General features: G+C 38.8%; 3 protein-coding genes and 1 pseudogene. 1 reads left to right on the forward strand and 3 read right to left on the reverse strand.

Annotated elements, in window-relative coordinates:
• Positions 1 to 352: 352 nt before the first annotated feature.
• Entirely contained in the window at positions 353 to 1,210 is an 858-nt protein-coding gene (locus tag CWC14_RS17895) for a tetratricopeptide repeat protein (RefSeq protein ID WP_138564244.1), read from the reverse strand.
• 109 nt (positions 1,211 to 1,319) lie between these two features.
• Here CWC14_RS17895 and CWC14_RS17900 point away from each other — a divergent pair, with 109 nt between their 5' ends.
• Positions 1,320 to 2,630 carry a M20 metallopeptidase family protein gene (locus CWC14_RS17900; protein ID WP_138564246.1) on the forward strand — a complete coding sequence of 437 codons (1,311 nt, stop codon included), beginning with the start codon at positions 1,320 to 1,322 and terminating at the stop codon, positions 2,628 to 2,630.
• Positions 2,631 to 2,658: 28 nt separating this feature from the next.
• Here the strand turns inward: CWC14_RS17900 and CWC14_RS17905 are convergent, their stop codons facing one another.
• The gene (locus CWC14_RS17905) at positions 2,659 to 4,599 is read right to left on the reverse strand and encodes a DNA topoisomerase III (protein ID WP_138564248.1); all 1,941 of its coding nucleotides are present in this window, start codon (positions 4,597 to 4,599) and stop codon (positions 2,659 to 2,661) included.
• A gap of 75 nt (positions 4,600 to 4,674) precedes the next feature.
• Positions 4,675 to 5,159, reverse strand: a pseudogene (locus CWC14_RS17910) (hypothetical protein).
• Positions 5,160 to 5,186 lie beyond the last annotated feature (27 nt).

Below are 5,186 nucleotides of genomic sequence, written 5' to 3' on the forward strand. Positions count from 1 at the left end.
TATCTCGCTAGGGCTGCGCATATTACGCTTTCCTATTTTTTTGTCAACACTTAATTTTGTTAAACTTGAAAGTTTTCGAAACTAAGTTTTACTCGACTCACTGAGTAGCTCGTGCCTCGCTATGCGTTGCGCTCTGCCGTCTCAGTGGGGTCGCATTATAGGGCGAATCGATTTTAACGCAAGCGTTTTTAAAGGCTTTTTTGCATTTAATTTTTACCCCAAAGATACCCCACCTAGACACACACGTTACCCACAAAACCCTGTGGATAACCCTGCATTTATCCTCTTTTTAAATGTAGAAAACAAAAAAGCATCTTTAGTTAGATGCTTTTATAAAGGTTCTAATTAGCCGTTAATATAAAATACTATAGAGCTTGCGGCGATATTTAACGGCTAATGCATCGCCGTCAGGTAAAGAGGCGATTATTGCTAAGAAGTTTGGTTTGGCTTCATCATAGTTAAGATCCTTTTTAAGGATAGTAAAGAGTGCTTCTAATGCCTCTTCTTTCCTTCCCGCTTCATTTAAAAGGTTACTTAGCTGCATTTGCAAATCAAGTTCATTTGGATGTTTAGCGACTTTTTCTTGAAGTTCTTTTATCTGCGGTGAATCGGTTGCCTCTAATGCGGCCTCACATTTTGCCTTAATATTATTAAAGTATGCATCTTGCTCTTTTACATCTATTGTTTCTATTAACGCAGCGGCTTCATCGAGTTTGTGGATTTGTATACATATATCTGCCAGTACTAATTTAATCCTCGCATTTCGACTATCAAGTTCATACGCTTGTTTGGCATAAGTAAACGCGGCATTTAAGTCGCTATTAATCAGTGCTTGCTTAGCCTGCTCTAATAATAAGTCTTGTTGAGCTGGTAAATGTTTAGATAATGCATCACGAACTTGGCTTTCTGTTTGAGCACCCGCTAATACATCAACTGGAGCTGAGTCTTTTAATAACACTAAAGTAGGTAAGGTTTGCAATCCAACTTGTTGGGCAAGTTGAGAGGCAAGTGCCTGCTCTGCATCGCAGTCTAAGTTTGCGACTACTATATAGCTGCTGTATTCAGCAGCTAACTTATCTAAAATAGCTGTTTGGCTAATACACTCAGGGCTTTGTGGAGAAAAAAAGTTAAGTAGTACTAACTTTTGTTGTGATGTTTCACCCAATACTTGCTGAAGGTTTTGTGCGTTAAGACTAACTATATTACTCATTGAATTATTGCCATGTTCATCTATTTAGGTTTTTATATGGTGATGAAGATAATAATTACAAGTCATCTGTTTAAATCATTTAAATACAATAGAAGGTAGTGAGGGAAATATGAAATTAGCGTATGTAAGTGCATTGTGTTTATTAGTCAGCCCATTATTGAATGCGCAAGCACTTAAGTTGGATCTTGATACCAGCATGCCGGCAATAGAAAAACTTTACTTAGACCTACATCAATCACCTGAATTGTCATATAAGGAAAAGCAAACAGGTAAAAAAATCGCTGAACGACTTCAGAAATTAGGGTTTGACGTAACCGATAATGTAGGTGGCTATGGTATAGTCGGAATTTACAAAAATGGTCAAGGCCCTACCGTCATGATCAGAACTGATACTGATGGCCTGCCTATAACAGAGCAAACAGGCAAAACTTACGCATCAATTATTACCACAATTAATGATCAAGGTAGTGAAGTTGGCGTTATGCATGGCTGTGGTCATGATATTCATATGAGCTCTTTTATTGGTACTGCTGAGCAATTAATTACGCATAAAAATAAGTGGCAAGGTACTTTAATGATGGTTGCTCAACCCGCTGAAGAAGTAGGCGGTGGTGCAAAAGCAATGCTCAAGGAAGGATTATTTAACAAATACGCTAAACCAGATCATATTATTGCTTTGCATGTAAGCGCTAGCGTTGCTGCGGGTAAAGTGGCAATGAAAAATGAATACACCATGGCCAGTGTTGATTCTGTTGATATTAGTATAAAAGGCAAAGGTGGCCATGGTGCTTACCCGCATACAACTATCGACCCTGTGATCATCGCAGCTCGAACGATACTTGCACTACAAACAATTACTAGTCGTGAGCTTTCTCCACTTGAGCCTTCAGTGATAACGGTGGGTTCCATTCATGGTGGCTCTAAACACAATGTTATTTCTGATGAAGTTAAGTTACAACTTACGCTACGCAGCTACAATCCAGATATACGTAACGCACAAATAGCGGCAATTAAACGTATTACTGCAGGTATAGCACAAAGTGCAGGCCTTGAGGAATCTCTCTACCCTGTAGTGAAAGTTCATGAAGATGAATCAATTCCATCAACTTACAATAACCCAGTACAAACTAACCTTGTTCGAAACGCTATAAAAAGTGCGATAGGTGATGCAAACGTGCTCGAAACAGAAGCGGTAATGGCCGGTGAAGACTTTGGATTATACGGGCGCACCGACGAAAATATTCCTATCACCTTATTTTGGCTAGGTGGCGTTAACCAACAGCAGTACGCCAAGGCAATAAAAAATAACGAAACACTGCCCTCGTTACATTCAAGTAAATTTGCGCCTGATTTTAAAGTAGCACTGCCTACAGGAATAAAGGCAATGAGTAACGCCGCTGTGGCACTATTCAATCAGTAACCTTCAACGCTATATGTAAGCCCTGCGATTAATTTACCGCAGGGCTTTTTTTATAACTCGACTTTTTATACGGCGCTTTTTTTGTACGTTTGGCAAAGCGCTTTTTAGGTGACGTTTTAGGTAACAGTGCAAATGCCTGACTATTGCAGTTCGCCGCTTGACTTACAAAATTAGTTAAATCGGCTAATAAAGGTTGTATAAACTGCTGATAACTCATTGCTTGCTCTGCAATATCACCTAAACTCGACTCCCATTTTGCAGTTAAGTCGGGGCTTGATAATCCCTCTGGTAATACACTAATTAATGCCAGACCTGTTTCAGTTGCTTTAATTGCTTTTCCCTCACGTTTTAAAAAGCGACGTTTAAATAACAGCTCAATAATGCCTGCACGCGTTGCTTCTGTACCGAGGCCATCTGTTTCTTTTAATATTTTTTTGATTTGCAGGTCTTTTACATAACGGCTAATTCCCGTCATAGCAGCAAGTAAGGTTGCATCGGTAAAATGAGCCGGAGGAGATGTATGCTTTTGCACCACTTCACCTTTAGTACAAGTAAGTGCCATACCTTTTTCTAAATAAGGCAATGTAGCTTCTTCTTTGAGTTCCGACTTACCCATGAGCAATTTAAAACCTAAGCTTACATCTTGCTTTGCACTTGCTTTAAATAAACCTCCGGCTATGGTTACCTCTACTTTGCTTTCGTTGTAAATGTAATCAGGATAAAACTGAATTAAATAGTGTCGACTTATTAACTGATAAATTTTTGCTTCATCATTGGCTAAACTCACACTACTTAAATGTTTAGCTGTCGGCACAATGGCGTGATGAGCGGCCACTTTTGCATCATTAAAACATTTACTACGTTGTTTTGCATTTGCCTCATTTACCAGCTCTACTGACTGCCCACCATTTGCGGCTATCGCTTTTAAAATAGCAGGTGCATCTTGGTGATGCTCTCTCGGTAAGTAACGGTTATCTGAGCGTGGGTAGGTAATTAATTTATGACGTTCATATAAAACTTGGCAAATATCGAGTACTTTTTGTGCTGGCATCCCAAAAGCTTTAGCAGCATCTATTTGTAAAGCAGATAAGTTATAAGGAAGAGGCGCGGTTTGTTTTTTTTGCTTTTGCTCAAGCGCTGTTACATTTGCGGGCTGATTAGCAATGCGTGAAGTCACATTTTCGGCTAAGGCTTTATTAAGTACTCTGCCCTCTTCATCTTGATATGGTTCGCACGCTTTACTCGGTATCCACTTAGCAGTAAATGATTGCTGCTCAGGTGTAACAAGATGAGCAAGTACTTCATAAAATGGTTTGGATACAAAATTTGCGATTTCATTATCACGATTTACAACTAAACCTAAAATAGGTGTTTGTACTCGCCCAACCGACAACACATTACCAAAGCCCGCTTTTTGCCCAGCTAGCGTATAAGCTCGCGTTAAATTCATACCAAACAACCAATCAGCACGAGACCGCGCTAAAGCAGATACGCTTAAAGGGATAAAATCACGGTTAGCCCGCATAGAGTTGAGTGATTTTTTTACCGCAGTTAAGTTTAAATCACTAATCAATAAGCGTTGAATACTTTGCTTTTTGGTTTGACTAATTTTTGTTTGCTCGATTACTTCATCAACCAGTAGCTGACCCTCACGATCAGGATCGCCAGCATGCACGAGTGTTGTTGCCTGCTTAATTAATTTTTTTAAAATGGTAAGCTGCTTACGGGTTTTTGTTTTAGCTTTTAATTGCCAGTGTTCAGGCACAATAGGTAAATGCTCAAATTGCCATTTTTTAAAACGTTCGTCATAGTCATCAGGTTCTGCTTGCTCGAGCAAATGGCCTATGCACCAAGACACACAATCACCATTCGCCACTTCAATATAACCATCGTGTTTTTTATGAGGTTTTGGAAGCGCATCTGCAATAGCGCGTCCTAATGAAGGTTTTTCAGCAATATAAAGTTTCATAACCACACCCTAGCACTGTTCATATAAACAGTAGTTTAGCATATCAGTTTAAAACTGGGGATATTTTTATAGTTTCTAACTTAAAGCTTTATTTCGCTTATTAACAAAAAGATATAAAAGAGGCAGGTAGCAGACAACAACAGTGGCAATATTTATTAAAGGCATAAATGTTTGATACATCACAGTGCTATAAGATAAATCCCAAAGGTGTCGGTCAACTAAGCGAAATAATTGAAGAATGGGTGCACCAATAACAATAAGCTGCCCAAGTACACATTGCCACAAATGCACTTTATCTTTAAGACCCCGATAAGCAATAAGTGCCATCCAAGTAATATCTGTTAATGCCCATACAAGGTAACGATATATATAAATACCATCATCAAACGCCATTAAACTTGAGTAGGTCACAGTGCCAAATAAGAAAAAGCGGCAGTAATAACAACGAACCTAAGAGCTAAATAATCTTTGAGGATAAAGAATATAAAAATAGCCGGACTCAAAATAAGAACCCAGCTTTTGCTTAATATACTTACAAAATACAAAAACCATTCAGGCAAACTAAATAACCTGAGCTGCACATAAGA

Origin of the sequence: Pseudoalteromonas sp. S3260 (assembly GCF_005886925.1) — a bacterium.
In the GTDB taxonomy this organism is placed as follows: Bacteria; Pseudomonadota; Gammaproteobacteria; order Enterobacterales; family Alteromonadaceae; genus Pseudoalteromonas; species Pseudoalteromonas tetraodonis.